17 protein-coding genes and 1 riboswitch are annotated in these 24,200 nt (G+C 74.7%); of the genes, 5 read left to right on the top strand and 12 right to left on the bottom strand.

Translation table 11 applies throughout. The features are described 5' to 3' along the window. Positions 1 to 112: 112 nt before the first annotated feature. Entirely contained in the window at positions 113 to 2,341 is a 2,229-nt protein-coding gene (locus ACFY61_RS03270; RefSeq protein ID WP_389466313.1) for a germacradienol/geosmin synthase, read from the bottom strand. A 312-nt stretch (positions 2,342 to 2,653) separates the two neighbouring features. Between ACFY61_RS03270 and nadE the strand changes: the two genes are divergently transcribed. Continuing rightward, positions 2,654 to 3,484, top strand: coding sequence for an ammonia-dependent NAD(+) synthetase (gene nadE, locus ACFY61_RS03265; protein WP_389466310.1), 831 nt, complete (start codon positions 2,654 to 2,656; stop codon positions 3,482 to 3,484). Between the two features lie 99 nt (positions 3,485 to 3,583). Here the strand turns inward: nadE and ACFY61_RS03260 are convergent, their stop codons facing one another. The 5 genes from ACFY61_RS03260 to cobN all read right to left on the bottom strand — a co-directional run bounded on the left by ACFY61_RS03260 (position 3,584) and on the right by cobN (position 11,256). Further along, complete coding sequence (locus ACFY61_RS03260) at positions 3,584 to 4,171, bottom strand: ATP/GTP-binding protein (RefSeq protein WP_389466308.1); 588 nt, start codon at positions 4,169 to 4,171, stop codon at positions 3,584 to 3,586. Beyond that, entirely contained in the window at positions 4,158 to 4,553 is a 396-nt protein-coding gene (locus tag ACFY61_RS03255) for a DUF742 domain-containing protein (protein WP_389466305.1), read from the bottom strand. The genes ACFY61_RS03260 and ACFY61_RS03255 overlap by 14 nt, the downstream gene beginning before the upstream one ends. Beyond that, complete coding sequence (locus ACFY61_RS03250; RefSeq protein WP_389466303.1) at positions 4,553 to 4,972, bottom strand: roadblock/LC7 domain-containing protein; 420 nt, start codon at positions 4,970 to 4,972, stop codon at positions 4,553 to 4,555. The genes ACFY61_RS03255 and ACFY61_RS03250 overlap by 1 nt, the downstream gene beginning before the upstream one ends. Then, on the bottom strand, positions 4,969 to 7,323 hold the full coding sequence (locus ACFY61_RS03245) for a nitrate- and nitrite sensing domain-containing protein (RefSeq protein ID WP_389466301.1): 2,355 nt from the start codon (positions 7,321 to 7,323) through the stop codon (positions 4,969 to 4,971). Before ACFY61_RS03245 ends, ACFY61_RS03250 begins: the two co-directional genes overlap by 4 nt. A 324-nt stretch (positions 7,324 to 7,647) precedes the next feature. Continuing rightward, entirely contained in the window at positions 7,648 to 11,256 is a 3,609-nt protein-coding gene (cobN, locus tag ACFY61_RS03240) for a cobaltochelatase subunit CobN (protein WP_389466299.1), read from the bottom strand. A gap of 53 nt (positions 11,257 to 11,309) precedes the next feature. Further along, positions 11,310 to 11,397: riboswitch (cobalamin riboswitch) on the bottom strand. A 174-nt stretch (positions 11,398 to 11,571) separates the two neighbouring features. Between cobN and ACFY61_RS03235 the strand changes: the two genes are divergently transcribed. The 3 genes from ACFY61_RS03235 to ACFY61_RS03225 are packed head-to-tail and all read left to right on the top strand — an operon-like array spanning position 11,572 to position 15,124. Further along, a complete protein-coding gene (locus tag ACFY61_RS03235; protein WP_389466296.1) occupies positions 11,572 to 12,978 on the top strand; it encodes a cobalamin biosynthesis protein CobG in 1,407 nt (468 codons plus the stop codon). Next, positions 12,975 to 13,622 carry a precorrin-8X methylmutase gene (locus tag ACFY61_RS03230; protein ID WP_389466294.1) on the top strand — a complete coding sequence of 216 codons (648 nt, stop codon included), beginning with the start codon at positions 12,975 to 12,977 and terminating at the stop codon, positions 13,620 to 13,622. Before ACFY61_RS03235 ends, ACFY61_RS03230 begins: the two co-directional genes overlap by 4 nt. Beyond that, entirely contained in the window at positions 13,619 to 15,124 is a 1,506-nt protein-coding gene (locus tag ACFY61_RS03225) for a precorrin-2 C(20)-methyltransferase (protein WP_389466291.1), read from the top strand. The genes ACFY61_RS03230 and ACFY61_RS03225 overlap by 4 nt, the downstream gene beginning before the upstream one ends. A gap of 222 nt (positions 15,125 to 15,346) precedes the next feature. On the opposite strand, the gene ACFY61_RS03220 is transcribed toward ACFY61_RS03225, so the two are convergent. Genes ACFY61_RS03220 through cbiE form a run of 3 tightly spaced genes read right to left on the bottom strand, consistent with a single transcriptional unit; the run spans position 15,347 to position 18,078 of the window. After that, positions 15,347 to 16,099 carry a cobalt-precorrin-6A reductase gene (locus tag ACFY61_RS03220; RefSeq protein WP_389466288.1) on the bottom strand — a complete coding sequence of 251 codons (753 nt, stop codon included), beginning with the start codon at positions 16,097 to 16,099 and terminating at the stop codon, positions 15,347 to 15,349. Further along, positions 16,089 to 16,838 carry a precorrin-4 C(11)-methyltransferase gene (cobM, locus tag ACFY61_RS03215; RefSeq protein WP_389466286.1) on the bottom strand — a complete coding sequence of 250 codons (750 nt, stop codon included), beginning with the start codon at positions 16,836 to 16,838 and terminating at the stop codon, positions 16,089 to 16,091. Before cobM ends, ACFY61_RS03220 begins: the two co-directional genes overlap by 11 nt. A 1-nt stretch (position 16,839) precedes the next feature. Further along, positions 16,840 to 18,078 carry a precorrin-6y C5,15-methyltransferase (decarboxylating) subunit CbiE gene (cbiE, locus tag ACFY61_RS03210; protein WP_389466283.1) on the bottom strand — a complete coding sequence of 413 codons (1,239 nt, stop codon included), beginning with the start codon at positions 18,076 to 18,078 and terminating at the stop codon, positions 16,840 to 16,842. A gap of 456 nt (positions 18,079 to 18,534) precedes the next feature. On the opposite strand from cbiE, the gene ACFY61_RS03205 reads away from it, so the two are divergent. Continuing rightward, entirely contained in the window at positions 18,535 to 19,587 is a 1,053-nt protein-coding gene (locus ACFY61_RS03205) for a phosphatidylinositol-specific phospholipase C domain-containing protein (RefSeq protein WP_389466281.1), read from the top strand. Between the two features lie 28 nt (positions 19,588 to 19,615). Here the strand turns inward: ACFY61_RS03205 and ACFY61_RS03200 are convergent, their stop codons facing one another. The 3 genes from ACFY61_RS03200 to ACFY61_RS03190 all read right to left on the bottom strand — a co-directional run bounded on the left by ACFY61_RS03200 (position 19,616) and on the right by ACFY61_RS03190 (position 23,804). Then, complete coding sequence (locus ACFY61_RS03200; RefSeq protein WP_389466279.1) at positions 19,616 to 20,434, bottom strand: RimK family alpha-L-glutamate ligase; 819 nt, start codon at positions 20,432 to 20,434, stop codon at positions 19,616 to 19,618. Then, a complete protein-coding gene (locus ACFY61_RS03195; protein ID WP_389466276.1) occupies positions 20,431 to 21,369 on the bottom strand; it encodes a RimK family alpha-L-glutamate ligase in 939 nt (312 codons plus the stop codon). Before ACFY61_RS03195 ends, ACFY61_RS03200 begins: the two co-directional genes overlap by 4 nt. Positions 21,370 to 21,479: 110 nt before the next feature. Continuing rightward, positions 21,480 to 23,804 carry an immune inhibitor A domain-containing protein gene (locus ACFY61_RS03190; RefSeq protein WP_389466273.1) on the bottom strand — a complete coding sequence of 775 codons (2,325 nt, stop codon included), beginning with the start codon at positions 23,802 to 23,804 and terminating at the stop codon, positions 21,480 to 21,482. Between the last annotated feature and the right edge of the window lie 396 nt (positions 23,805 to 24,200).

Raw genomic sequence — 24,200 nt, 5'->3', positions numbered from 1 at the left:
CGGGGGAGGACAACGGTGGCCGCCGTGTGCTGGGATGTGCCCCGTCCCGCCGTCCGCCGCGTCCTCACCCGCTGCCCGCTGCCCGCTGCCCGCCGCGAGCCGCCCGCCGCCGTCAGGAAGGGTGTGCCGCCAGGGACGGCGGCGTCGCCGCCGACCGGCCGAAGGCCTCCGACCACGAGCCCGGGGTCAGGCCCGTGGGCCGGGGGTGGAGGTCCTCGTCGCGGTAGCGGCGGACCTTGAGGTGCCAGTGGTGGATCCCCGCCAGCCAGTCCTCCAGCTCCCCGACGTACGCGTCGACCGCCGCCCGCGCCTCCGCGGCCAGGCCGAGGTCCTCGTAGAGCACCGGCAGCTGGTCGTCCCGGATGTGCTCGAACTCCTCGGTGCGCTGCCGCATCAGGTCCGCCACGATGCGGAACGCCTGCGGGTAGCCGATGTCGAAGAAGTTCTGGGTGACCAGGACGTGGTTGTGCACCTCGCCCTCCACCTCGATCTCCTTCTGGTACGAGAAGAGGTCGTTCATCAGGCAGGCCGTGTCGGCGGCCGCGTTCTCCAGCGAGCGGAGCACCCCGTGCGAGTGGAGCGCGGGCGGCACGCCGCGCCCGTCGTGGCCCAGCCGCGCCAGGAACATCGTCATGGTCGAGCCGAAGGTCAGCCGCCGCATCTCCGCGTAGTCCACCGGGTCGGGGATCCGGTTGGCCGTGGTGTTGTCGATCTCCCAGACCCAGCTCTGGAGCATCTCCACCACCGTGGCCCGGAAATCGGCCCGGACCCCGCCGCTCATGCCGGCGACGGTCCGCGCCCACAGGTCCTTCAGGCCCCGCTCCAGTGCGGTGACCGGCTCCGGGGCGTCCGCGGGGTCGACCGGGATCATGGAGACCAGGCGGGCGGTGGCGGCGCGCGCCGCGTCAGGAGCCTTCCCGCACCCGAAGACCCGCGGGTAGTAGTCGTCCCCGTAGGTCCCCCAGGCCAGCCACTGGGCGCTCAGGGCCAGTGCCTCGGGGGTGGCGTCCGGGTCGAGCCCCGCCGAGCACAGCGCGAGGTCGAAGCCCACCAGCTTGCTCTCGGTCCAGACGTCCGAGCCGGGGTCTCCGGGCTGCGGCTCCAGCATGCCCATCCGCCGGCACCAGGCGACCAGCTCGCGGCGTGCCCCGTCGAGGTGCGGGTTCAGGCGCAGGGGGAAGGGGAGGTGGAAGTCGGGCAGCAGCGACGGGCCCACCTTCCGGAAGGGGACGTGCGTGAAGCTGCGCCTGCGCAGGTCCACGGCCCGGCTCGGGAACAGGGAGCGGACGTCCAGCGCGGCGGTACCGGGCCCGGACGGCATGAACGGCAGGGTCAGCGCCGCTGTCGGGCGGGCCTCCTCGTTCATGTAGCGGCTGGAGACCATGTGCCACTCGTGGCCGCCGGACTGCCAGTCCTGGAGCCCCTTGGCGTACGCCAGGACGGCGGCCAGCTCGTCCGGGGACAGCCCCTGCTCGGCGGCGAGGCCGGGCACCTCGACGAGCGCGGTGTGCTCGAACTGCTGGAGCCGTGAGGTCAGCAGGTCGTTGGAGAGGTCCGCGGCCTCCTGGGTGGAGCAGCCCAGGAAGGTCTCCAGCACCAGGACGGCGTTGGACAGCTCACCCTCGTCCTCGACCTCCCGACGGTAGGAGAAGAGGTCGTTGCGGATGTGCACGGCGTCGGAGAACGAGTCGCGCAGGACCGCCAGCGGCCGCGAGCGCGCCACCCGGGCCGGGACCTCGGCCGCCACGTACTCGACCAGGCCCGCCGACCAGGGGGCGCCGCCGACCTTGCGGCGCATCTCGATGTACTCGAGCGGGTTGGGCACCCGGCCGATGCCGATGTTGGCCAGCTCCCACATGGACTCGTCGAGCAGGTTGCGGGTGCTCTCGGAGAACCGTTCCCGCCAGTCCGCGGACATCGCCGGGACCGTCCGCGCCCACAGGTCCGCCAGGCCCGCCTCGACGGGGTTGACCGGCTCGGGGAACCCGTCGGCCGGGTCCATCGGCATGAACGCGGCGAGCCGGTCGAGGTAGGCCCTGGCTCCGGCCCGGTCCCCGGTCCGCTTGAAGGTCTCCAGGAAGTGGTCGTCGAAGAAGAAGACCCACACGTACCAGTCGGTGACGAGGCTCAGCGTCTCGGCGTCGCAGTCCGGGTGGGTGTAGGAGCACAGCAGGGCGTAGTCGTGCGAGTCGAGGTCGGCCTCCTCCCAGACCCCCGAGCCCTCCAGCATCCCGAAGGCCCGGGCCCACTGTTTGGTGTGGGCGCGCGCCTGGAGGAGGTGGGGGTTCAGGCGCGCCGGATACGGCACGTAGAACTCCGGCAGTCGAAAGGGCTGGGACACGGCGGGCAAAGCCTTTCTCCTCAAGCGGCGCGGGCCCGGCGACGGCCGGATCCCGGACGAGATCAGCACGGCCCTACCCTGCGGGGGACGGGATAAGGGGGAGTTCACCGCATCAGGTGACGAACGGCCCGTTCCGCGGCTTCCCGGGCCCCCGGGGGGCTACGGCCGCGGCCCCCGGCTCCGGTCCGGGTGCGCCGGCCCCGGTGCGCGCGTCCGCCGACCGCCACCGGTGCTGCGGCGACCGGGACCGGCCCGCTCCAGCGGCCCGCTAGGGTGTGCGGGAAACGTCCGCACGACATCCGAGGAGCAGCCGTGAGCGAGCCGGCGTCCATCGCCCAGCAGCAGGAGATCGCCCGGGAGCTGGAGGTCGCCGAGACCTTCGACGCCGAACGCGAGATCGAGCGCCGGGTGGCCTTCCTCACCGAGCGGCTCACCGCCACCGGCCTGCGCTCCCTGGTCCTCGGCATCAGCGGCGGCGTGGACTCCACCACCGCCGGCCGCCTCTGCCAGCTCGCCGTCGAGCGGGCGCGGGCCGCGGGTCACCAGGCCGAGTTCTACGCGATGCGGCTGCCGTACGGTGTGCAGGCCGACGAGAAGGACGCCCAGCTCGCCCTCGGCTTCATCCGCGCCGACCACGTCCTGACCGTCGACGTGAAGCCGGCCTCCGACGCGGCGCTGGAGGCGACGGTGGCCGCCGGGCTGGTCTTCCGCGACGCCCACCACCAGGACTTCGTGCACGGCAACATCAAGGCCCGCCAGCGCATGATCGCCCAGTACGCGGTGGCCGGTGCGCGTGACGGCCTGGTCGTCGGCACCGACCACGCGGCGGAGGCGGTCTCCGGCTTCTTCACGAAGTTCGGCGACGGCGCCGCCGACGTCGTCCCGCTCACCGGCCTCACCAAGCGGCGGGTCCGCGCTTGCGCCGACGCGCTGGGTGCCCCTGCGGAGCTGGTGTGGAAGACCCCGACGGCCGACCTGGAGACGCTGGACCCGGGCAAGGCCGACGAGGACGCGCTGGGCGTCACCTATGACGACATCGACGACTTCCTGGAGGGCAAGCCGGTCGACGGGCGGGTGTGGGAGATCATCGCCCGCCGGTACCGGGCGACGGCGCACAAGCGGGAGCTGCCGATCGCGCCGTGACGCTCCGCCGGGCCAGGTCTGCGCTGCGCGGCTTCGGCTCCGCCGGGTCCCGCTCGAGCGCCGCTCGGGCCGGGTGGGCGGGTGGGTCCCCGGCGGCGTTCACGCGCGGGTGAGGGCCGGGGTGGCGGCGCCGGCCTTGTCGATCAGTACGTCGAGCAGTGCGAGCAGGCAGTCGCGGACGCTGTCGCGGGAGCGGGCGTCGAGCATCAGGACGGGCGTGCGGGGGTCGCGCAGGCGCAGCGCCGCGGCGATCTCCGCGGCCGTGTAGGGCTGCTCCCCGTGGAAGCAGTTGGCGCCCACCACGAACGGCAGTCCGCGGCTCTCGAAGAAGTCCACCGCCGCGAAGCTGCGGTCCAGCCGCCGCGTGTCGACCAGCACCACCGCCCCCAGGGCCCCGTTCAGCAGGTCGTCCCACATGAACCAGAAGCGTTCCTGGCCCGGCGTGCCGAACAGGTAGAGGACGACCCCGGCGTCGGTGAGGGTGATCCGGCCGAAGTCCATCGCCACCGTGGTCACGGCCTTCGACTCGATGCCGTCGAGGTCGTCCACGCCGATCCCGGCGGCCGTCAGCCGTTCCTCCGTGCGCAGCGGCTCGATCTCGGAGACCGACTCGACCAGGGTCGTCTTGCCGACTCCGAATCCGCCGGCGATGAGGATCTTGACGGGGGCTGCTTCATATCCGGGCAAGGTTGTCCCTGATTCTCATGAGCGTGTGGACGTTGGTGGTCTCGCCGCCCGACAGGGGCGGCCGGTGCCGGATCAGCCCGCGGTCCGCGAGTTCGCCGAGCAGCAGGGTCGCCGGGGTGAGGCGGATGTGCATCCGCGCCGCGATCTCGGCGACCGCCAGGCCGCCCGGCTCCGCGCACATGGCGAGGACGGTCCGCCACTCGGTGGGCAGGCCCCCGTACGCGTCCTCGCCGACCGCCGTCGTGATGGTGGTGTCCATGGTGAGCACCGTCCGCGGCGCGGCCGTGCGGCCGTCGGTGAGGGCGTACAGCCGGGTCCGCCGGCGGCCGCGCGGCGGCGGGGCGTCCGGCCCCGCCGCGCCGGGCTGCGGTTCCTCGGGCATCAGGAGTTCGGCGCCTGGGCGCGCCCGGGCGTGCCCAGCCACTCGCCGAGCGCCTGGGCGGTCCGTACGGCCTCGCCGCCGAGCTCTCCCAGCCGGGCCTTGCGGGAGGTCACCACGATGAGGGTGCTGCCCTCGCCGCAGCCGACGATGCACAGGTACCGGTCGTCCATCTCGACCAGCTGGCGGATCACCCGGCCGCCCTCGACCTCCCTGGATATCGCCTTCATCGTGGCCGCGATGCCGGAGGCCGCGGCGGCCATGCGTTCGGCCTGGTCCCGGTCGAGCAGGTAGGCGCTGAGCTTGATCCCGTCGTTGGACAGGAGCACGGCTCCCTGGATGCCCGCGATCCTGCTGAGGTTGTTGTCCAGGACGCTGTAGATCACGTCGTCGGATGCCGCGGTGTTCGGTGTCGTCGTCATGGCTGATCCTGTCGGAGCTCTTCTTCCACTGTCTGGGTGCCCTGCTCGTAGTCCGCCCAGGCGTCGGCCACCTCTTCCGGGGTCGCGGCGTCCCGGGCGGGCGCCGCTTCCGGCGCGCGGGGTGCGCGGAGCTGCGTGGCCATGTGGGTCTGGGGGACGCGTTCGGGGAGGGCGGGTCGGGTGCCCGTCACCGTCTCCGTCCCCAGCCCCGTCCCTGTCTCCGCCTCCGTCTCCGTCTCCGTCGCCGGGGTCGGTGCCGGGGTCGCGGCCGGTTCCGGTTCCGGTTCCGGTACGGGCTTGGCCGCCGCGGGCGCGTTGGAGTGCAGGACCAGCTCCGGCCTGCGTTCGGCCGGGGCCTGCCGTACGGGGGCGGGGGCCGGGGCCGGCGCCGGGGCCGGGGCCGCCGGGGTGGTCAGCAGGTCCCTCGGGAGGACCACCACCGCGGCGGTGCCCCCGTACACGGAGCGGCGCAGCGTGACCGAGGCGCCGAGCTGGTCGGCGAGGTGCCCGACCACGAAGAGGCCCAGCCGGTGCGCGTTCTCGGCGAGCACCGAGTACGGCGGGGCCGAGTGCAGGCGGGCGTTCATCTCCTCGTAGCGCGCGGGGCTCACCCGCGGCCCGCGGTCCTCGATCTCCACCGACAGCCCGTCGGCCACCAGTTCGGCGCGGATGACCACCTTCGACCGGGGCGGGGAGAACCGGGTGGCGTTGTCGAGGAGTTCCGCCAGCAGGTGGCTGATCTGGCTGATCACGTGCGGTTCCACGCTCGCCTCGTCCAGCGCCTGCCGTTCGATGCGGCGGAAGTCCTCGACCTCCGCGGCGGCCTCCCGGAGCAGGTCGGCGATGCGCATGGGCTCGGTGTGCGGGTCGGGGATCTCGCCGCCCGAGAGGATCAGCAGGTTCTCGATCTGCCGCCGCATGCCCACCGTCAGCTGGTCGGACCGCATCAGCTGGGCGAGGAGCGCCTCGTCGTGCCCGAAGGCGTCCTGGATGTCCTCGGTCAGGCCCAGCTGCCGGCTCACCAGGTTCCCGGTGCGCGAGGCGATTCCGGCGGCGAACAGCCCGAAACCGTGACGCTCGGCCGCGAGTTGCCGGTGCCCGTCGACGGACACGGCGACGGCCCGGGCGAAGGCGTCGCTGATCCGGCCGACCTCGTCGCGGTCACCGCCCACGGCGGGCAGCGCCGTCCCGTCCACCGGCAGGCCGCGCTGGAGCCGGGACACCACGTCGGGGAGGGTCTCCTCGGCGACCGTCACGGTCCGCTCGTGCAGGGAGCGCAGCCGGCGGAGCACCGACCGGGTGGTGAGCACGACCACGGTCACCACGACCAGCAGCCCGCCGCCGCTCGCCCCGATCAGCCAGGCGACCTCGGTCCGCAGCTGCTCGGCCTTGGCCTCGCCGCGGACCAGCACCTCGCGGGCCCGGTCCACGTTCAGGGTGGCCATCTGCACGGAGAAGCGTTCGTGCGCGTCCCGCCAGCCGGCCACCTCGGCGGGCAGCCGGACGCCGGACTCGGTGTCCCGGTGCTCGGAGACGACCGCGTTCTCGATGCGGACCTTCGTCTGCCAGGCCGGCGAGGCGACGATCCGCTCGAAGAACTGCCGGTCGCCTTCGGGCAGGTAGGGGACGACCCAGGTCGAGTACAGGTACCTGTGGGCGCCCACGGAACTGACGAACTGGTCGAAACCGGCCGCGCTCAGCTCCCTGGACGGCCCGGCCAGGGCCAGGGCGGTGTCCTCGCGCGCCACCATCTCGGAGGCCGACAGCAGGGACACCACGGGCCGGCTCTCCTGGGTGAGTTCGGCGTCCTCGGCGTGGCTGAACTCCTCCTGGTACACCTGGATGATCTTGTCGATGGTGCCGGTGTAGTAGGCGAGGGTGGTGTCGGCGGCGCCGGTACGGGAGTCCGCCCGCCCGCGGTACGCGCCGAGTTCGGCGAGCCGCCGGACGACCTCGGCGAACGCCTCGGCGGAGTGCACCGGGTCCGCCGCCAGCAGCCGGAACTCGGCCGCGGCCCGGTCGGTGGCCTGCCGGCGGTTGCGCAGCTCTTCCTCGGCGCCCGGAGTGCCCGCCCAGCGCGCCGCGGTCACGGTCCGCTCGGACTGGAGGTCCACCATGAGCGTGTACAGCGGTGCGCCTATCCGCTCCGCTGCTTCGACGTCGGCCCGCAGGTGCTCCGCCTGTGCCAGCAGGCGCTCGGCGGTCACGGCGACCTGGGCACCCATCGCCATGGTGGGGACCACGGCCAGCCAGATCAGCAGGGTGCGCAGCCGTACGGTCCGGCGCCGGCGCGGGCGAGCCGTCGACCGCGCTGGTGGGCCTTCGGGTCCTGCGGGTTCTATGACAGACATCGGTCCTCGTGAGCGGGAGGTGCGGGGGCCGGGCCAACGTCCCGCGCCCCGTGGGCTCCTGGGGAGGGGGCCGGGACGCGGAGGAGCCGATCATAACCAGCCAAACGGCAGATGCGGATAGGTGTCTTCCCTGGTCGAAGCGTGGTATGGGCCGGGCGGCCGTCACCCGGCGGAAGCCGGATCGCAACCCAACCGCGACCCCGGGCACGGGCGCCGCCCCGCGCACCCGTGCCGCGGTGCCGCTGACGCCCCCTCACGCGACGGTGCCCTGCCACCCGGCGACGGGTAGCAGGGCACCACCAGCGGCGCGCCGGCGCGCCGCCGCTACTCCGTCTCGCCCTCCAGGCTGCCCTCCGTGTCGAGGTAGACCTCGCGCAGGGCCTCCAGCACCTTCGGGTCCGGCTTCTCCCACAGGCCGCGGGACTCGGCCTCCAGGAGGCGCTCCGCGATGCCGTGCAGCGCCCACGGGTTGGCCTCCTTCAGGAAGGCCTGGTTCTCCGGGTCCAGCACGTACGTCTCGGTCAGCTTGTCGTACATCCAGTCCGCGATGACGCCCGTGGTCGCGTCGTACCCGAACAGGTAGTCCACGGTCGCCGCCAGCTCGAACGCGCCCTTGTAGCCGTGGCGGCGCATCGCCTCGATCCACTTCGGGTTGACCACCCGCGCCCGGAACACCCGGGAGGTCTCCTCCACCAGCGTGCGGGTGCGGACCGTCTCCGGGCGCGTCGAGTCGCCGATGTACGCCTCCGGCGCGGTGCCGCGCAGCGCCCGCACCGTGGCCACCATGCCGCCGTGGTACTGGAAGTAGTCGTCCGAGTCGGCGATGTCGTGCTCGCGGGTGTCGGTGTTCTTCGCGGCCACCGTGATCCGCTTGTACGCCGACTCCATCTCGGCGCGGGCCGGACGGCCCTCCAGGCCGCGCCCGTACGCGTAGCCGCCCCACACCGTGTACACCTCGGCGAGGTCGGCGTCGGTGCGCCAGTCCCGGCTGTCGATCAGCTGGAGGATGCCCGCGCCGTACGTGCCCGGCCGGGAGCCGAAGATACGGGTGGTGGCCCGGCGTTCGTCCCCGTGCTCGGCCAGGTCGGCCTGGGCGTGCGCCCGTACGAAGTTGTCCGCGGCGGGCTCGTCCAGCGAGGCGGCCAGCCGTACCGCGTCGTCCAGCAGCCCGATGACGTGCGGGAAGGCGTCCCGGAAGAAGCCCGAGATGCGCAGCGTTACGTCGATGCGGGGGCGGCCCAGCTCGGCGAGCGGGACCGGCTCCAGGCCGGTGACCCGGCGGGAGGCCTCGTCCCACACCGGGCGGACGCCCAGCAGGGCGAGCGCCTCGGCGACGTCGTCGCCCGCGGTGCGCATGGCGCTGGTGCCCCACAGGGACAGGCCCACCGAGGCCGGCCACTCGCCGTTGTCGGTGCGGTAGCGCTCCAGCAGCGAGTCGGCGAGGGCCTGTCCGGTCTCCCAGGCCAGCCGCGAGGGCACCGCCTTGGGGTCGACCGAGTAGAAGTTCCGGCCGGTCGGCAGGACGTTGACCAGCCCGCGCAGCGGCGAGCCGGACGGGCCGGCCGGCACGAAGCCGCCGTTCAGGGCGTGCACGGCGTGCGCCAGTTCGTCGGTGGTGCCGGCCAGCCGCGGCACCACCTCGGTCGCGGCGAACCGCAGCACGTCGTGGACCTCCCGCCCGTGGCCGGACGCGACCTCCTCGACCGCTGCCACGTCCCAGCCCGCCGCCTCCATCGCCTCGACCAGCGCGCGGGCCTGCTCCTCCGCCTCGTCGGCGGAGGTGAGGGTGGCCTTGGACTCGTCCAGGCCGAGGGCCTCGCGCAGGCCGGGCAGGGCGGTCGTACCGCCCCAGATCTGACGGGCGCGCAGGATCGCCAGCACCAGGTTGATCCGCTCCGGGCCGGTCGGGGCGCCGCCGAGGACGTGCAGGCCGTCGCGGATCTGGGCGTCCTTGACCTCGCACAGCCAGCCGTCGACGTGCAGCAGGAAGTCGTCGAACCCGTCGTCGTCCGGGCGCTCCTCCAGACCCAGGTCGTGGTCCAGCTTCGCGGCCTGGATCAGGGTCCAGATCTGCGCCCGGATCGCCGGCAGCTTGGCCGGGTCCATGGAGGAGATCTGGGCGTACTCGTCGAGGTGCTGCTCCAGGCGGGCGATGTCCCCGTACGAGTCGGCGCGCGCCATCGGCGGCACCAGGTGGTCGACCAGGGTGGCGTGCACCCGGCGCTTGGCCTGGGTGCCTTCGCCCGGGTCGTTGACGAGGAACGGGTAGACCAGCGGCAGGTCGCCGAGGGCGGCGTCCGGCGCGCAGGCGGCCGACAGGCCGGCGTTCTTGCCCGGCAGCCACTCCAGGTTGCCGTGCTTGCCCAGGTGGATCATGGCGTCGGCGCCGAAACCGCCGTCGGCCGCGGCGGCCTGGATCCAGCGGTAGGCGGCCAGGTAGTGGTGGGAGGGCGGCAGGTCCGGGTCGTGGTAGATCGCGATCGGGTTCTCGCCGAAGCCGCGCGGCGGCTGGATGAGGATGAGCAGGTTCCCGCGGCGCAGGGCCGCGAGCACGATGTCGCCGTCCGGGTTGTGCGTCCGGTCCAGGAACATCTCGCCGGGCGCCGGGCCCCAGTGCTCCTCGACGTCCTCGCGGAGCGCGGCGGGCAGCTGCCCGTACCACCGCCGGTAGTCGGCGGCCGGGATGCGGACGGGGTTCCGCGCCAGCTGCTCCTCGGTCAGCCAGTCCTGGTCGTGGCCGCCGGCCTCGATCAGGGCGCGGATCAGCTCGTCGCCGTCGCCGGAGACCAGGCCGGGGATCTCCTCGACCGGCCCGAAGTCGTAGCCCTCGTCGATGAGCCGGCGCAGCAGCGCGACCGCGGAGGCCGGGGTGTCCAGGCCGACCGCGTTGCCGATCCGGGAGTGCTTGGTCGGGTAGGCGGACAGCACCAGCGCGATCCGCTTCCGCGCGTTCGGGGTGTGCCGCAGGCGGGCGTGGCGCACCGCGATCCCGGCCACCCGGGCGGCCCGCTCGGGGTCGGCGACGTAGGAGGGGAGGCCGTCCGCGTCGATCTCCTTGAAGGAGAACGGAACGGTGATCAGGCGGCCGTCGAACTCCGGTACGGCCACCTGGCTGGCCGCGTCCAGCGGGGACAGGCCCTCGTCGCTCTCCTCCCACGCGCTGCGCGGACCGGTCAGGCACAGCGCCTGGAGGATGGGCACGTCGAGCGCGGCGAGCGCACCCGCGTCCCACGACTCGTCGTCACCGCCGGCGGAGGCGTCCGCGGGGCGGGTGCCGCCGGCCGCGAGGACCGTGGTCACGATCGCGTCGGCGCCCTCCAGTTCGGCCAGCAGCTCCGGTTCCGGGTTGCGCAGCGAGGACACGTACAGCGGCGCGGGCGTGCCGCCGGCCTCGGTGATCGCGTCGCACAGGGCGTGCACGAAGGCGGTGTTGCCGCTCATCCGGTGGGCCCGGTAGAAGAGCACCGCGATGCGCGGACCGTAGGCCCGGACGGGGGTCCGCTCCAGGTGTCCCCAGGTCGGCGCGGCGGCGGGCGGCTCGAAGCCGTGGCCGGTCAGCAGCACGGTGTCGGACAGGAAGCGGGCGAGCTGCTCCAGGTTGGCGGGCCCGCCGTGCGCGAGGTAGGCGTGCGCCTCGGCCGCGATGCCGATGGGGACCGTCGAGGCCTCCATCAGCTGGGCGTCCGGGGCCTGTTCGCCGGTCAGCACCACCACCGGGCGGGTCTGGCCCTCGGCGAGGAGCACGTCGAGGCCCTCCTGCCAGGCGCGCAGACCGCCGAGCAGGCGCACGACCACCAGGTCCACGCCGTCCAGCAGGGCGGGCAGGTCGTCGAGGGGGAGCCGGGAAGGGTTGGCGAACCGGTACGGAACCGGGCCGTCCGCGGCACGGGCGCTCAGCAGATCGGTGTCGGACGTCGACAGCAGCAGGATCATGCGACGGCAGGCCTTCCTCGGGGTTTCCGCGCCCCGGGCAGTGCGGACGGCGGGAGTTCCTGACTCGCCCGGCGCAGCCGTCACCGGCTGCCACCGGACTCACAGTGGCGGGACCGCGCCGGAGTCTCACCGGGCTTCCTCCCATGTCGCCGTCCTGGCGACGACGGGCCAGGCGGCCCGCCGACGGTCATCCTAATGGGCCCTCCCCGGCGCGCGGGAGGGCGGGTTGTCGCAGGCCGAACCGGCTGCGCCGGGCCGCCGGGGGTGGTGACGGCCACAGGCCGGAGCCGCAGAATCGTGGGTATGCTCGCCGCCATGCCACCGCCCCCCTCCGCCGCATCCCGGGACGAAACCGTCATACGGGACCGCGGTGACGCCTGCCCCGGTGCGCTGCGGCTGCACGCGGCGGACGACGGGTACCTCGCGCGCGTCCGGATCCCGGGCGGCATGCTCACCCCGCACCAGGCCTCCGTGCTCGGCCTGGCCGCCGACCGGTTCGGTGACGGGCACCTGGAACTCACCTCCCGCGGCAACGTCCAACTCCGCGGCCTGGCCGAGCGGTGCGGCGACGGCCTGGCCCGGCTGCTGGACTCCGCGGGCCTGCTGCCCGCGCCCGGCCACGAGCGGATCCGCAACGTCGTCGCCAGCGCCACGCACGCCGTCGAGCCGTGGATCGCCGAGCTCGACCGGCTGCTCTGCGCGAACGCCCGCGTCGCCGCCCTCTCCGGCCGGTTCCTGTTCGCCCTCGACGACGGCAGCGGCGACGTGTCCTCGCTCGACCCGGACGTCACGGTCCTCGGCGAACGGTCCGGGACCGGTCCGGCGCAGGAGTACGCCGGCGCGCTCGTCCGGCTGGGAACGACCGCCGCCGGAGCCGTGCGCGTATCCGCCGCCGACGCCCCGCGCGCGGCACTGCTGGCCGCCGAGTACTTCCTGGACGCCGCCGCGGCGGCCGGGACCGGCGCCTGGCGGGTCGCCGAACTCCCCGCCGAACACGCCCCCGATCACACCGAGTTGGCCGCGCGACTGGAAGCCGCCGACATCGGCGCGACCCCCGTGGCGGACCCGGCCTGGCCGTGGTCGCCGCCGCCCGCGCCGTGGGGCGGCAGCCGCCCGAGCCGGCACCAGACCCTGACCGCGCTCGTTCCGCTCGGCCGCCTGAGCACCGGGCAGTGGCGGGAACTCGTCCAGGTCGCCGACCGCTCCGCCGGACCGCTGCGCATCACCCCCTGGCGCTCCGTCGTGCTCCGGGGGGCACCGGTCACCCGGCCGTTCGACGGCCCCGCCCGGCTGCGCTCCGCCGGCCTCGTGCTGGACGGCGACAGCCCCTGGCGGACCGTCACCGCCTGTACCGGACGCCCCGGTTGCGCGAAGGCCCTGGCCGACGTGCGCGCCGACGCCCGGGCCCTGCTGGAGGCGGCGGACGGCCCGCTGCCCGTGCACTGGTCCGGGTGCGAGCGCCGCTGCGGGCACCCCCGGGGCAGCGCCTGGGCGGACGTGGTCGCCACCGCCGACGGGTACCGCGTCGGCCGCGCCCCGGGACCGGCGCCAGCGACCGCGCCCACGACCGCGACCGAGTCCGCACCCGCCCCGGACCCGGCCCCGGCCCCCGTACACGTGCTTCACGGCGGCGACCTGGCCGGAGCCGTCCGCGCCGCCCGCGGCGAACCAGCCGAACCCGCCGAACCCCGCCCCGACACCGACGTCGCAGACAGGAAATGAGCGAGAACACCGTGTTCGAGTACGAGAAGGACGGCGCCGCGATCTACCGCCAGTCCTTTGCCACGATCCGCGCCGAAGCGGACCTCACCGGGCTTCCCGCCTCCGTCGCCCAGGTCGCCGTACGCATGATCCACGCCTGCGGGATGACCGACCTCACCCGCGACCTCGGCTACACCGACGAGGTGGTGCTGCGCGCCCGAGCCGCGCTGCACGCCGGCGCCCCGGTCCTCTGCGACGTGCAGATGGTCGCCAGCGGCGTCACCCGCAAGCGGCTGCCCGCCGACAACGACGTGCTGTGCACCCTCTCCGACCCGGCCGTCCCCGCCCTCGCCGCGAAGATGGGCACCACCCGCAGCGCCGCCGCCCTCGAACTGTGGCGCGACCGCGGCCTGTTGGAGGGGTCCGTGGTGGCCGTCGGGAACGCGCCGACCGCGCTGTTCCGGCTGCTGGAGATGATCGAGGAAGGCGCCCCCCGCCCGGCCGCGGTCATCGGCGTGCCCGTCGGCTTCATAGGCGCCGCCGAGTCCAAGGACGCCCTGGCCGAGCACCACTCGGGCCTGGACCACCTGATCGTGCGCGGCAGGCGTGGCGGCAGTGCCATCGCGGCCGCCGCCGTCAACGCGATAGCGAGCGAGGAAGAATGAGCGACCGGGCCAAGGGCCGCCTGTACGGAGTGGGGCTCGGCCCCGGCGACCCGAACCTGATGACCCTGCGCGCCGCGCAGGTGATCGCCGAAGCGGACGTGGTCGCCTACCACTCCGCCCGGCACGGCCGTTCCATCGCCCGCTCCATCGCCGCCGCGCACCTGCGCGCCGACCACGTCGAGGAGCCGCTGGTCTACCCCGTCACCACGGAGACCACCGACCACCCGGGCGGCTACCAGGGCGCGATGGAGGAGTTCTACGAGGAGTCCGCCGCCCGGCTCGCCGCCCACCTGGACGCCGGACGCACCGTCGCCGTGCTCGCCGAGGGCGACCCGCTCTTCTACAGCTCGTACATGCACATGCACAAGCGGCTGGCCGGCCGGTACGAGACCGAGGTGGTGCCCGGCGTCACGTCCGTGAGCGCCGCCGCCGCCCGGCTGCAGACGCCGCTGGTCGAGGGCGAGGAGGTGCTGACCATCCTGCCCGGCACCCTGCCGGAGGAGGAGCTCACCGCCCGCCTCGCCGCCACCGACTCGGCGGTCGTGATGAAGCTCGGCCGCACCTTCCCGGCCGTCCGCCGGGCCATGGAGGACTCCGGCCGGCTGGCCGAGGCCCGGTACGTGGAACGCGCCACCATGGAGGGCGAGCGGACCGGCGTCCTCGCCGACACCGACCCCGAGTCGGTGCCGTACTTCGCGGTCGCCGTCGTACCGAGCCGGATCGGCAACCCGGGCGGGCGGCCCGCGCGCACCGGCCCCGGCGAGGTCGCGGTCGTCGGCACCGGCCCCGCCGGGCCGCTGTGGCTGACCCCCGAGACCAAGCGGGCCTTGGCCGACGCCGAGGTGCTGATCGGCTACACCACCTACCTCGACCGGGTCCCGTCCCGGCCGGGCCAGGTCCGGCACGGCTCCGACAACAAGGTCGAGTCCGAGCGCGCCGAGTTCGCCCTGGACCTGGCCCGCCGCGGCAAGCGGGTCGCGGTGGTCTCGGGCGGCGACCCCGGTGTGTTCGCCATGGCCACCGCCGTACTGGAGGTGGCTTCCCAGGACGCCTACAAGGACGTCCCGGTACGGGTCCTGCCCGGCGTGACGGCGGCCAACGCGGCGGCCGCCGCGGCCGGCGCCCCGCTCGGCCACGACTACGCGACCATCTCCCTCTCCGACCGGCTCAAGCCGTGGGAGGTCATCGCGGAACGCCTGCGCGCCGCCTCCGCCGCCGACCTCGTCCTCGCCCTCTACAACCCGGGCTCCCGCAGCCGCACCTGGCAGGTGGCCAAGGCCCGCGAACTCCTGGTGGAGCTGCGCGGCGCGGACACCCCCGTGGTGGTGGCCCGGGACGTGGGCGGCCCGGAGCAGTCGGTCCGGGTGCTCACGCTGGGCACCCTGGAGCCGTCCGAGGTCGACATGCGGACGATCCTGCTGATCGGCTCCTCGCAGACGCAGGTCACCGAGCGGGGCGACGGCACCAGCATCGCCTGGACCCCGCGCCGCTACCCGGACTAGCCCCGCCGGCGCATGGACCCCGGCCCGGTCCCGGGGCACCGCCCCACGTGCTTGGGCGGAGCTCCGGCTGGGCCCGCTCAAGCGTCCCCCAGCTACCGCTGGGAAGTGCCCCCAGCTCGGGCTTGGGGTGCGGCCGCGCTTCGGGCTGTCGCCCGGCACATCCGGCCTCGCCGGCGTTTGAGGCGTGGGGCGGAGCCCCGCGTGGTCGGGGGCGCGTCGGCGCTACGGGCGCAGGTGGGCCAGGGCCTGCGCCACCGACTCCGCCACCGGCACGCCCGGCGGGACCGGCGGGCGGTCGACGACCAGCACCGGGATGCCGGCCTCCCGGGCCGCGGCGAGCTTCGGCGCGGTGGCCGAGCCGCCGCTGTCCTTGGTGACCAGCACGTCCACCCGGTGCCGGCGCAGCAGTTCCCGCTCCCCGTCCAGCGCGAACGGCCCCCGGTCCAGCAGGACTTCCAGGCGAGCCGGCACCTGCCCCGCGGGCGGGTCGACCGAACGCACCAGGAACCACACCGAGTCCAGGTGGGCGAAGGCCGACAGGCCCATCCGGCCGGTCGTCAGGAACGCCCGCCGCCCCAGCCCCGGCAGCACGCGGGCGGCGTCCGCGAGCGAGGGGACCCGGTGCCAGTCGTCGCCCGGCACCGGAATCCACGCCGGCCGGCGCAGCGCCAGCAGGGGCACCCCGGTCGCCGCGGCCGCGGCCGCGGCGTGGAAGCTCATCCGGTCCGCGAAGGGGTGCGTGGCGTCCACCAGGTGCGTCACGCCGTGCCCGGAGATCCACGCCGCCAGCCCCTCCGGGCCGCCGAAGCCGCCGACCCGGGTCTCACCCGGCGGCAGCACCGGGTTCGCCACCCGGCCCGCCAGCGAGCTGGTCACCCGAACCGCCGTCCCGGGCGCCGCCAGTGCCTCCGCCAGGCCGCGCGCCTCGGTGGTGCCGCCCAGGATCAGGACGTGCGCCCCCGCTTCAGCAGACATGCCGGTCGCGCTCCGGCGAGTACAGGTGGCTGTCGCGGAACTGCTCCGCGCCCAGCGTCCGCCCCACGATGATGACCGCCGTCCGCACCAGACCCGCCGCCTTCACCTGGCCGGCGATGTCCGCCAGGGTGCCGCGCAGCACCAACTCGTCCGGCCGGGAGGCCATCGCGACCACCGCCGCCGGGCAGTCGGCGCCGTAGTGCGGCAGCAGCTCCTCCACCACGCGGTCCGCGTAGCGGGTCGCCAGGTGCAGTACCAGCAGCGCCCCGCTGCGGCCCAGCGTCGCCAGGTCCTCGCCGGGCGGCATCGGGGTGGCCTGCTGGGCGATCCGGGTCAGGATGACGGTCTGCCCGACCGTGGGCACCGTCAGCTCCCGCTTCAGCGCGGCCGCGGCCGCGGCGAACGCGGGCACGCCCGGCACCACCTCGTACGGGATCCCGGCCGCGTCCAGCCGGCGCATCTGCTCCGCGACCGCGCTGAACACCGACGGGTCGCCCGAGTGCAGCCGCGCCACGTCCAGTCCGGCCTCGTGCGCCGCCGTCATCTCGGCGACGATCCGGTCCAGGTCCAGCCGGGAGGTGTCGACCAGCCGGGCGCCCTCGGGGCACTCCGCGAGCAGTTCCTCCGGCACGAGGCTCCCCGCGTACAGGCACACGGGGCTGGCGGCCAGCCGGCGGGCGCCGCGCAGGGTGATCAGGTCGGCGGCGCCGGGGCCCGCCCCGATGAAGTACACGGTCATGTCAGATCTCCGACCCTTCTTCCTTGGTCACGGACCACTGGGTGACCGGCATGGCCTGGCGCCAGCCGGTGAAACCGCCGACCGGTACGGCGTGGGACACGGCGAGCTTCACCAGGTCCCCGCCGAGCCGCCGGTGCCACTGCCCGAGCAGTGCCTCGGACTCCAGGGTCACCGTGTTCACCACCAGCCGGCCGCCGCCCGGCAGCGCCGCCCAGACCGCGTCGAGGAGGCCGGGGGCGGTCAGCCCGCCGCCGACGAACACCGCGTCGGGGGCGGGCAGTCCGGCGAGCGCGGCCGGCGCGGCGCCTACGACGACCCGCAGCCCGGGCACGCCGAGCGCGGCCGCGTTCCGGCCGATCCGCGCGGCCCGCTCCCCGACCCGCTCCACCGTGACCGCACTGCAGGACGGGTGGGTGCGCATCCACTCGATGCCGATCGAACCGGAGCCGCCGCCGATGTCCCACAGCAGTTCGCCGGGGGCCGGGGCGAGCGCGCAGAGGGTGGCCGCCCGTACGTGCCGCTTGGTCAGCTGGCCGTCGTGCTCGTACGCGGAGTCCGGCAGGCCGGGGGTGGCGCCGAGCCGCGGAGCGCCGGGCGCGCGGCGGCATTCCACGGCGACCACGTGCAGCGGGTCGCCCGGGGCGTGCGCCCAGCCGTCCGCCGTGCCGTCGTACGTACGCTCCCGGTCGGAGCCGAGCTGTTCCAGCACCCGCATCCGGCTGGGCCCGAAGCCGCGCTCGCGCAGCAGGGCGGCGATCTCGGCGGGGGAGCCGGGGCCCGGGGCGAGGACCAGTACGCGGCGGCCGTGGTGCAGGGCGGCGGACAGCCGCGCCACGGGGCGGCCCACCACCGTCACCACCTCGGTGTCCTCCACCGGCCAGCCCAGGCGGGCGCAGGCGTACGACACGGAGGACGGGTGGGGGTGGACCAGCAGGGCGGCGGGGCCGAGTTCCTCGGCGAGGGCGCGGCCGATCCCGTAGAACATGGGGTCACCGCTGGCGAGCACCGCGATGCGGCGGCCGGCGTGCTCGCGCATCAGGGCGGGTACGGCCGGCCGGAGCGGCGAGGGCCACGGGATGCGTTCGCCCGCGCAGTCCTCGGCCGGCAGCAGGTCCAGCTGGCGCGGGCCGCCGACCAGCACCTCGGCCGCCCGGAGCGCGGCCCGGGCGGCGGGGGCGAGGCCGGGCCAGCCGTCTGCGCCGAGGCCGACGACCGAGACGGGGGTAGATGCGGAGCTCACGCGCGTGTCCTCGGGGCCGAAGGGGTGACCCCGCACTCTACTGTCCCCCCGCCCGACCCCGGCTCCCCGGGTCCCGCCCCCCGCCGACCCCCTCCGGGCGCACCGCCCCGGCCCTACCCGAAACCGGGCTCCGCCCCGTTGACCCCGTGGGCGCGGCCGACCCTGTGCCTGCGGGCCGGCTGACTGGCTGGTCGCGCGGTTCCCCGCGCCCCTGACGGGCCCATGTCCAGCCTCGCCGGCGTTCGGGGCGCGGGGCCTGGGGGCCACGCCCAGCCCGGACGGACCCGCGCGCGACGGCCGGGGGCCGGCGGGCTCGAAGGCGCCGGCGAGGGGCCGGCCGGCGTCGGCCGGACACGTGCCGATCGCGGAACCGTCATCACACCCCTGGCCATGGTTCACCCAACGCCCTTACGCTGCCCGCGACTTGACTACCCACCAGTAAGGGAGCCGGACAGCATGGCCATGCGCAACCGCATCACAGGAGCGGCGGTCGCCTGTGCGGCAGCCGCCTCGCTGCTGCTCGGCGCCGGGGCGCCCGCCGGCGCCGCCGCGTCCGCCGCCGCCGACCTGTCGTACGCCGCCACCACCGGCGTCGGCGTGCACAACGCCTACGAGAAGTCCAAGTACACCTACTTCGCGGACGCCCTCGACTCCGGTGCCGCCATGCTCGAGATCGACGTCTGGACCAACTTCTTCGGCAGCTCCTGGCGGGTCGCCCACAACAACCCGTTCGGCAACGACAACAACTGCGAGAACGCCACCACCCCCGCCCAGCTCCGCACCAAGTCCCGCAACCAGAACCTCGCGGGCTGCCTCTCCGACATCCGCAGCTGGCACGACGCGAACCCCGGCCACCGCCCCGTCGTCCTCAAGCTCGAACTCAAGGACGGGTTCGCCGCCAACCTCGGGCGCGGGCCCGCCGAACTCGACGCGCTGCTCGGCGCGAAGCTCGGCGACGCCCTCTACCGTCCGGGGCAGCTGGCCGCCGGCCACCGGGACCTCGACACCGCCGCGCGGGCCGGTGCCTGGCCGTCCCGGGCGGCGCTCGCCGGGAAGTTCATCGTCGAGCTGATCCCCGGCACTGTGGAGCAGGGCAACGCCAACGACAAGCTGTGGACCGACCGCGAGTACGCCACGCACCTGCGTGACCTGGCCGCGTCCGGCCGGCTCGGGCAGGCCGCCGCGTTCCCCGCCGTGAACCGCGCCGAGGCGGGCGACCCGCGCAACCGTTACGCCGACGCCTCGATCCGCCCCTGGTTCGTGGTGTTCGACGGCGACGCGAGCGCGTACGCCTCCGGCTCCATCGACACCGGCTGGTACCACCGGAACAACTACCTGGTCGTCGCCACCTCCGCCCACAGCGTGGCCCCGGCCATCGACGGCGTGCGCCCCACCGAGGCCGAGGCCCTCGCCCGCCTGTCCCTGATGGCCGGCCGGCACGCGTCGGTGGTGTCGGCGGACTGGTACCCGCTGCCCTCGGTCCTCCGGACCGTGGTCCCACGCGGCTGACGCCGCCCCGGCCCAGGGTCGTCCCGGCCTAAGGCCGTCCCGGCCGGGACCTCAGGGCCAGTGCGGCCAGGGCCTCCGGCGCCCCGGCCTGTTCCCGGATGCCGGGGAAGGCGTTGACGTCCACCACGACCGGTCGCCCCCCGCCCGTGTCGATGAGGTCCACTCCGTACACGTCGAGGCCGAACGCCTCGCCCGTGGCGTGGACCAAGTCAGCCCATCCCGGCGGGAGTTCGTCCAGGGCGAGGGGGAGGGTGGGGCCGCGGCCGCCGGGGCCGAGCTCGGAGCGGCGCAGGGCCGCGAAGAGCCGGCCGCCGACCGACCACAGCTTGTGGTCCCAGCCGGTGCCGGGTGCCAGGTCCTGGAGGACCACAGGCTCCCGCGGCCACTCCTCCGCCAGCGCCCGCAGCCCCGCGTCGCCGTCCACCCGGGCGACCAGGTCGTGCTTGCGGCTGTGCCGGCTCTTGACCACGGTGGGGCCGGTCACCACCGGCCCGCCGGCCGCCGCCAGGTCCGTGATCGACCCGGCCGCCGTGGTCGGAGCGAACGGCAGCCCGGCGTCCAGGGCGGTCCGGGCCATGGCCGTACGGTCCTGGCACAGGCCGGTGGCCGCCGCCGAGTTGAGGACGGTCGCCCCCGCCCGCTCCAGCGCCCGGGCGAGCGACAGCGCGGCCGGCGTACGGGCCTTGAGCAAGTACACCGCGGTCGGGTCCGGTACGTGCGTACGCGTGTCCCGCACCGGGTCCACGACGCTGACGCGGTGCCCGTCGGCGGCGAGCAGCGCGGCCGTGGCGGCCAGCAGCGGGTGCCCGGGGTCGGTGGTGACCAGGCCGACGTGCCGGCGGGTCACAGGCCGTCACCGGCCGTCGCGGGCAGCCGCACCGGGCCGCTGTCGCGCCGCGCCACCGGCCCGGTGCCGCGCTGCCCTGCCGGCCCGGCGTCGCGCTGCCGCGGGGCCCGCGCCACCGGCTCGCCGGCCAGGCCCAGTACCGCCCGGGCTACCCGCGCGGCCGCGTCGGGCACCTGGCGGAAGCTGGGGAAGTCGTTGACGTCGACGACCACCGGCCCGTCGGGGCCCAGCAGCACGTCGAGCCCGTACAGGTCCAGCCCGTACACCTCGCCCACCCGGTAGGCGATGGACGCGATCTCCGCCGACACCGGGATCCGGCGCTCCCGCCGGGGCCGGTCGGGCCGCAGCGGGGAGGGGCGTTCGGTGGCGTGGAGTTCGCCGGCCACGCAGTACACCTTGATGTCGGTGCCGGTGTTCGGTACGTAGGGCTGCGCGATGAGCAGGCCCTGCCCGGCCAGTTCGGCCAGTTCAGGGCCCAGGGAGCGCAGCCGCTCCGGCGAGGGGACGAGGTGGACGCCGCGGCCGGAACTGCCGTCGGCCGGCTTGACGACCAGCGGGTACTCGGCTTCCGGTATGGCGTGGAGCAGAGCGGGCTCGGCCGCCGCCCAGGTCGGCGGCAGCGGCAGGCCCCCGGCGCGGCCGATGGCCGCGGCGAGGGCCTTGTCCCGCACCCCCCGGATGGAACGGGCGTCGTTGACGGTGGTGAGGCCGGCCGAGGCGGCGGCCTCCAACAGGGTCAGGCCGGGGCCGCCGGACACCGTCTTGAGCACCCACGCGTCGTGGGCGCCGGCCGTCACCGCGGCGGTCATGTCCAGCAGGGAGCCCCCGGGGCGCACCACGTCGACCAGGTGGCCCCAGGACCGCAGCTTCCGGATCACCTCCACCGGCATGCCGTCGCGGCGGTAGTGCTCTTCCAGCAGGAAGCAGAGCCTCATGAACCTTCCCCGTCACCCGCGGAACCCCGGACACCGCCGTCCCATTCCGGCGAGCTGATGGTCACAGGATGTCATGACATGGGGAGAGCTCTTCGGCGCGGGGCCGGGCGTCAGGGCGAGGGCGACACCTGGACGGTGGTCAGCGCCCCGCCGGACGCCTCCTTCACCACCGCGATCCGGGTGCCGGTGTCCGGCACCCGCACGCCCACCTGCGGCAGTTCGGGGTTCCAGTAGGAGCCGTGCCGGTCGTCGAAGACCGCCACCCCCGGCCGGGACGGCACCCGCACCGGCACGCCCGCCCGGTGCAGCACGATCGCGTCGCTCGGACGCAGCGAGAACGGCGCGTCGAAGGTCTGCGCCCGGGCGTTTAGCAGGGTCCCGTCCGTGTACCGCAGCGGCTCCGGGCGCGCGTCCACGGGCAGCAGCATCCCGGCGCCCGGGTGCGCCTTCGTGGTGTTGTCGCTGTAGGCGGTGTCCCACAGCCAGACCAGCACGCCCTGCTGGTAGGGGTAGAACTCCACGGTGTCGTTGCCGAAGCCGAAGTTGTACGGGCCGGTCCTCAGGAAGCTGCCGTAGCCGGTGTACCGGCGGTTCTCGACGAGGTAGGCGCGCGGGTGCTCGGCCGTGCCCGTACGGCCGCCGGTGCGCGTCCACTTGACCGCGCTCCAGCCTGCCGCGCCCTGCTCGGCGCCGTCCCGCAGCAGCACCCGGCCGTCGGGGCCGGCGGTGACGCGGACGTCGTCGAAGGTGACTCCCTTGCCGTGGGTGTTGCCGTCCGAGGTCACGCGCAGCCGCAGTTGGACCTGCTGCCCGGCGAACCGGTCGAGCGGTACGGCGAGTTCGGTCCAGCCGCCGGAGCTGCCGCTGACGCCGCGCGCCGGGATCGCCGTACCGCCGACGGTGCCGGACAGCGTCTCCCAGCGGGTGCCGTCGGCCGAGGCCTCGACCGTCAGGAAGTCGAAGTCCTGCTCGATGTCGTACCAGACGCGGGCGTCCAGCCGGACCGGTCCGGCGCCCGGCGCCGTGCCCGTCAGGTCGAGGATGCGGGTCAGGGTGTTGTCCATGTAGTCACCGGTGCCGCTCCACCACTGGCTGGCGCCCTCGTACGGGTCGGTGAGGTCGGTGCGGGTCACCGACGGCGGCAGGTGCACCAGCAGGGCCTGCGGGTCCTCGGTGTTGTAGCCGGACACGCCCAGCACGGCGCGGGTCTTCCGGCCGGCGTCGGCCTCGGTGTACTCCAGCCAGCCCAGCTGGAGTTTGCTCCACGGGTCCAGGTCCCCGGGGAAGTCCCCGGTGGTGTTGCGGCCCCGGCCCAGGTAGGAGCCGGCGGACATCAGCGACCAGTAGTTGACGCTGTTGTCGCCGTCGGAGCTGTACAGGTCCGGCAGCCCGAGGTCGTGCCCGTACTCGTGCGCGAAGAGCCCGACCCCGCTGTTCTCCCCGGCGGTGAGGTAGTCGCCCGCCCAGATCCCGGACTCGCCGACCGGCGTGCCGCCGGCCTTGTTGCCCTCGGGGCCCGCGCTGCCGGCCCGGTCCCAGTACGCGAACCAGCGGTGCGCCCACACCGCGTCGGTGCCCTGGGCGCCGCCGCCCCAGGTCTGGTCCTTGCCGGCGTGCACGACGACCAGGTGGTCGAGGTAGCCGTCCGGCTCGTCGAAGTTCCCGTCGTGGTCGGCGTCGTAACGGTCCCACACGTCGTACTCGGCGAGCTGGGCCCGGATCTGCGCGGGGGTGCGGCCCTTGGCGCGCTCGGCGCGGTACCAGGCGTCGGAGGCGTCCCTGATCATGTCCCAGTTGGTGCGGCACTGGCCGGACTCGGTGCAGTCGTCGGTGCCGTAGCGGGCCTCGTTGAAGGGCAGGGTCACCCAGTCGGTGACGTGGCCCTCCATGTCGTAGCGCCCGGAGGACTGGAGCCGGTAGTAGTTGCGCAGGGTGGCCCGGCCGGCGCCGGTGCCGAAGAACTGCTCCTGGTAGTAGGCGCGGTCGAAGTCCCTGCGCCAGATGGTGTGGTTGTCCTCGCGCGAGGGACGGCCGATGGTGTTGTGGCGCGGGCCGGGGCTGCCGCCGTACCTCGGCTCGACCTGGTCGCCGAACTCGGCGAGGATCACGAAGACCTTGTCCTTGCGCTCCTGGGCGAGTTCCACGTACCGCTTGCCGACCTTGACCCGCCGCGGGAGGGTGCCGTCGGCCTCGGCGTGCCCGCGTCCGGCGGCCACCCCCTCCAGGGCCTGCCGGCGCAGCGCCTGCCGCTGGAGTTCCAGCGGGGCGGGCGGCGGGGCGGCGGCGTGCCGCTCGCCGTGGGACGCGCCGGCCGTCACGGCGTACGGGGCGCCCGGCGGCGCGGGCGGGGGACCGGCGGCGAACGCCGGGGCGAGCGCGGGGGCGGCGAGGAGGGCGAACGATATCGCCGTCCCCACCGCTGCGAGTCTGCGCACGATGACGAGCCTTTCGACGATGAGGGGTCGGTCCGTCGGAGCGCAGGTAATATTTCACATGTCACAGTTGATGGCTAGGAGTTGGGCGACGCGGAAGGCCGCCGGGCAGCGACCTGGTCGTCGGAATGTCACGGCGGCTCTTCGGTGCCTGCCGGCAACTCGCCCACGAGCAGGCGGCGATGGCCGCCGAATTCCGGGAGGTCGTTCCCATCCTGCCCGTGCCCGACCGCCTCGAGGCCGGTCCCCGGTCGGAGCGGGAGGCCGCCGAACTGCAGGAACGCGTCCGGGCCTTCCAGGACCGCCGCCGCGACGACCACCTCCGTGCGGTCCGGCCGGGGTTCGCCGAGGGCGGGACGAGTTCCTGGGCCCGGCTCGCCGACTTCACCCCGCGGGTGG

Origin of the sequence: Streptomyces sp. NPDC012888 (assembly GCF_042900645.1) — a bacterium.
In the GTDB taxonomy this organism is placed as follows: Bacteria; Actinomycetota; Actinomycetes; order Streptomycetales; family Streptomycetaceae; genus Streptomyces.
The sequence above is the reverse complement of the archived record's forward strand: the minus strand, read 5'-3'. Positions and strand labels throughout refer to the sequence as shown.